Annotated in this window: 5 protein-coding genes; all 5 read right to left on the minus strand. The window is 69.5% G+C overall.

Going from position 1 to position 3,575, the window contains the following annotated elements; all coding sequences use genetic code 11:
- Window positions 1-893, minus strand: an 893-nt coding sequence (locus tag INE98_RS00630) for a DNA gyrase subunit A (RefSeq protein WP_293535789.1), incomplete at its 3' end; no start/stop codon positions are given.
- 79 nt (window positions 894-972) lie between these two features.
- A complete protein-coding gene (gene recO, locus INE98_RS00635) occupies window positions 973-1,704 on the minus strand; it encodes a DNA repair protein RecO (protein ID WP_293535790.1) in 732 nt (243 codons plus the stop codon).
- Between the two features lie 9 nt (window positions 1,705-1,713).
- The gene (era, locus tag INE98_RS00640; RefSeq protein ID WP_293535791.1) at window positions 1,714-2,646 is read right to left on the minus strand and encodes a GTPase Era; all 933 of its coding nucleotides are present in this window, start codon (window positions 2,644-2,646) and stop codon (window positions 1,714-1,716) included.
- Window positions 2,643-3,350 (minus strand): ribonuclease III, encoded by a 708-nt coding sequence (gene rnc / locus INE98_RS00645; protein WP_293535793.1) that lies wholly within the window; start codon window positions 3,348-3,350, stop codon window positions 2,643-2,645. Before rnc ends, era begins: the two co-directional genes overlap by 4 nt.
- Window positions 3,347-3,575, minus strand: a 229-nt coding sequence (locus INE98_RS00650; RefSeq protein WP_293535792.1) for a S26 family signal peptidase, incomplete at its 5' end; no start/stop codon positions are given. The genes rnc and INE98_RS00650, both read right to left, overlap by 4 nt.

Genomic DNA, 3,575 nt, shown 5'->3' on the forward strand with positions numbered 1-3,575 from the left:
ACATCGCCCAGCAGGGGCGCCTTCCTGGTCTCGATGAGTTCGGCGAGCTGCTCGACCAGGTCGGCCTTCTTCACCTGGTAGGGGATCTCGGTGACGACGATGCGCCACAGGCCCCGACCCATATCCTCGCGGGTCCAGCGGGCCCGCACCCGCACCCCGCCCCTTCCGGTCTCGTAGGCCTCGAGCAGGCTCGCCTGCGACTCCACGATGACGCCGCCGGTCGGGAAGTCGGGCCCCGGCGCCAGGGCCAGGAGTTCGGCCGTCGTGATTTCCGGCTGGTCGAGCAGGCGCAGGCAGGCCTCGATCAGCTCGGAGACATTGTGAGGCGGGATGGAGGTCGCCATGCCCACCGCGATGCCGCTGGAGCCATTGGCCAGGAGATTGGGGAACCCTGCCGGCAGGACAACCGGCTCTTCCTCCTCGCCGTCGTAGGTGGCGCGGAAGTCGACGGCGTCCTCGTCTATGCCCTCCAGCAGCAGCTGGGCGGCCAGGGTGAGCCGGCACTCGGTGTAGCGCATGGCCGCGGCGTTATCGCCGTCGATATTGCCGAAGTTCCCCTGCCCGTCGACCAGGGGGTAGCGCTGGGCGAAGTCCTGAGCCAGGCGAACCAGGGCCTCATAGACCGCGGAGTCGCCGTGCGGGTGATACTTGCCGATGACGTCGCCGACGACCCGAGCGCATTTCTTGGCGGTGGCGGTCGGGTCCAGCCTCAGCTGGCGCATGGCGTAGAGCAGGCGACGATGGACCGGCTTGAGGCCGTCGCGGACGTCCGGGAGGGCGCGTCCCGTGATCGTCGACAGCGCGTAGGCCAGATACCGCCGCGACAAGGCCTCGCTCAGCGGCTCGTCGATGGTGCGGTCGCCCTCGGGAGGCGGAGCAAGGGTGTCGGTCATCTGGCGATCCGCGTCGAATCAGCGGCGGCGCCGCCTGCTTCTGCTTAGGCCCGACGCCCGTTGGCGTCATCCTGCACGATCAGAGCCGGCCGGCCTGGGTCAGCTTGTCCACAAGCCAGAGGCGCGCGGCCGGTAGCGGGCGGTTGAGGACCGAGAACAGGCGCTGTTCCAGGAAAAAGCCGGTCAGGGCCAGGCCATCGCCGACATCGCCCGGCGAGAGTCCGCCCTGGGCGGACAGGAGGAAGGGCGGCAGGCGCAGGAGACGGTCGCGGTAGGGCTCGCCGGCGGACCGGCTGACGGCCCGTCCGGTCCGGGGCGAGACCCAGACCAGATCGTCCAGCGCCCCGGTCGCGGCGCATCGGGACAGGTCGAGGCCGAATCCCAGGGCCTGGAGGATGCCTGCCTCGAAGCGTACGTAGACGGCGGGCCAGATGTCATCGTGGCGAAGAGCGCCGGACAAGGCCTCGAAGGCGGCGAAGGCGCCGGGCTGGGGCTCCCGCTCCGGCAGGACGCCAGCGGCGACAGCGGCGGCGGCGGCGAGGCCGGCGAGCGCCAGCGCATCGTCGAAGAGGTCCGAGGGGCCGGAGCCGGAGGCCTCGAGGGCGGCCGAACCCAGCTGCTCGCTCGTACGGGCGCGAAACCGGGCCGTCACCCGCGTTCCCGGCTGCAGGAGAGGCCGGATCCGGCGCGACGCACCGCCCGCCACAAAGGCCGGATAGCGCCCGTGGCCGAGGGTCAGGAGCTCAGCTATGGCGCCGTTCTCGCCGTGGGCTCGCCCCGCCAGGACGAAGGCCTCGTCCTCGAACTCCACCCCCGCCCCCTAGGCCTCGAAGTCGAGGCCGACATCGCCGTAGAACTCCCGGCGGTCGGCCCAGCGCTCGTCGACCTTGACGGTCAGGAAGAGGTGGACGGGCCGGTCCAGGAGTTCGGTCAGCTCCTCGCGCGACTTTTGTCCGATCCACTTCAGGGTCTGGCCGTTCTTGCCGAGGACAATGGGCCTCTGGCTCTCGCGCTCGACATAGATGGTCTGCTCGATGCGAACCGACCCGTCCCGACGCTCGGTGAAGGCCGTGGTCTCCACGGCGGCGGCATAGGGAAGCTCCTCGTGGACGCGCAGATAGACCTTCTCGCGGGTGATCTCGGCGGCCAGCAGGCGCACCGGCAGGTCGGCGGTCTGCTCGGCGGGATAGAGCCAGGGGCCTTCGGGGACCAGTTCGGCAAGACGTTGCAGCAGGTCGTCGACGCCTGAGCCGTCAGCCGCCGAGATCATGAAGACCTCGGTATAGACACCCGTGTCGAACAGCCGCGCCGAAAGGGCGAGCAGCCTCTCGCGCTTGACGCCGTCGATCTTGTTCAGCGCCAGGATCGCCTTTCGGCCCGAAGCCTTCAGACCCTCGATGATGGTCTCGACGTCCTCATGCGACTTGCGGTCGGCGCCACGGGCCTCGCCGGCGTCCACCGCCAGCTCGGACTGGACGTCCACCAGGTGGACCACCACGTCGGCCTCCTCGGCGCCGCCCCAGGCCGAACGCACCATGGCGCGATCGAGCCGGCGGCGAGGGGCGAAGATTCCGGGGGTGTCCACCAGGACGATCTGGCTTTCACCCGACAGGGCGACGCCGCGGACAGGAAAGCGCGTGGTCTGCACCTTGCGGGTCACGATGGAGACCTTGGCCCCCACCAGTCGGTTGGTCAGGGTCGACTTGCCCGCATTGGGCGCGCCGATGATGGCGGCGAAGCCGGCGCGGGTCATGGCTGAATGTTCTCCCTGTCCAGGAATAGCGCGGCCGCGGCCTTCTCGGCCTCGCGCTTTGAGCGTCCGGTCCCCGCCGCAGCTTCCCATCCCGGTACCCGGGCCTCGATCGTGAAGCGAGGGTCGTGCGGAGGCCCCTCCGCGCTGACAACGACGTAGTCCGGGGGCGGCAGGGCCAGGCTCATCGCCCACTCCTGAAGACGGGTCTTGGGATCGCGGGCAGGCTCCTGCTCAAGCCCGGCGACCAGGTCGCCCCAGGCCTTTCGGAAGAAGGCCCTGGCGACTTCGCGACCGCCGTCGAGATAGAGAGCGGCCATCAGGGCCTCGCAGGCGTCTCCCAGAACCCGGTCGCTCTCCCGGGCGCCGATCCGGGTCGCGCTGGCGTCGAGCCGGAGCGCTTCGGGCAACCCCACTCCTCGGGCCACCTCTGCACACGCCTCGGAGCACACCAGGCGGTTCAGCCGCCGGGCGAGATCGCCCTCCCGGGCCGCAGGATAGGATTCAAACAGATACTCTGCGGCCATCAGGTTCAGGACCCGGTCGCCCAGGAATTCGAGCCTCTCGTTATCACGGCCAGGCGCGCCGCCATTTCCGACACTCGCATGGGTGAGGGCCCGCTCCAGAAGGTCGCGATCCAGAAAGACGTGACCGATCCGCGTCTCGAGGGCCGCCACGGCCACCTTGCGCCTGTCTGGACGGGTCAGTGCAGCACCTTTCCGAACCGGCTGGGCCGCAGGTTCAGGACCCAGGTCCAGGGCTTGAACAAGGAGGCGCCGGGTGACCAGGACAGCAGGACCAGCCTGGCCCTGCCGACCAGGTTTTCATGCGGAACAAGCCCGACGCCGATCTCCGTCGGCAGGCGGCTGTCGGCGGAGTTATCCCGGTTGTCGCCGAGGAAGTAGTAGTAACCTGGCGGAACGATGACCTCA

The organism is Phenylobacterium sp. (assembly GCF_020253645.1).
In the GTDB taxonomy this organism is placed as follows: Bacteria; Pseudomonadota; Alphaproteobacteria; order Caulobacterales; family Caulobacteraceae; genus Phenylobacterium.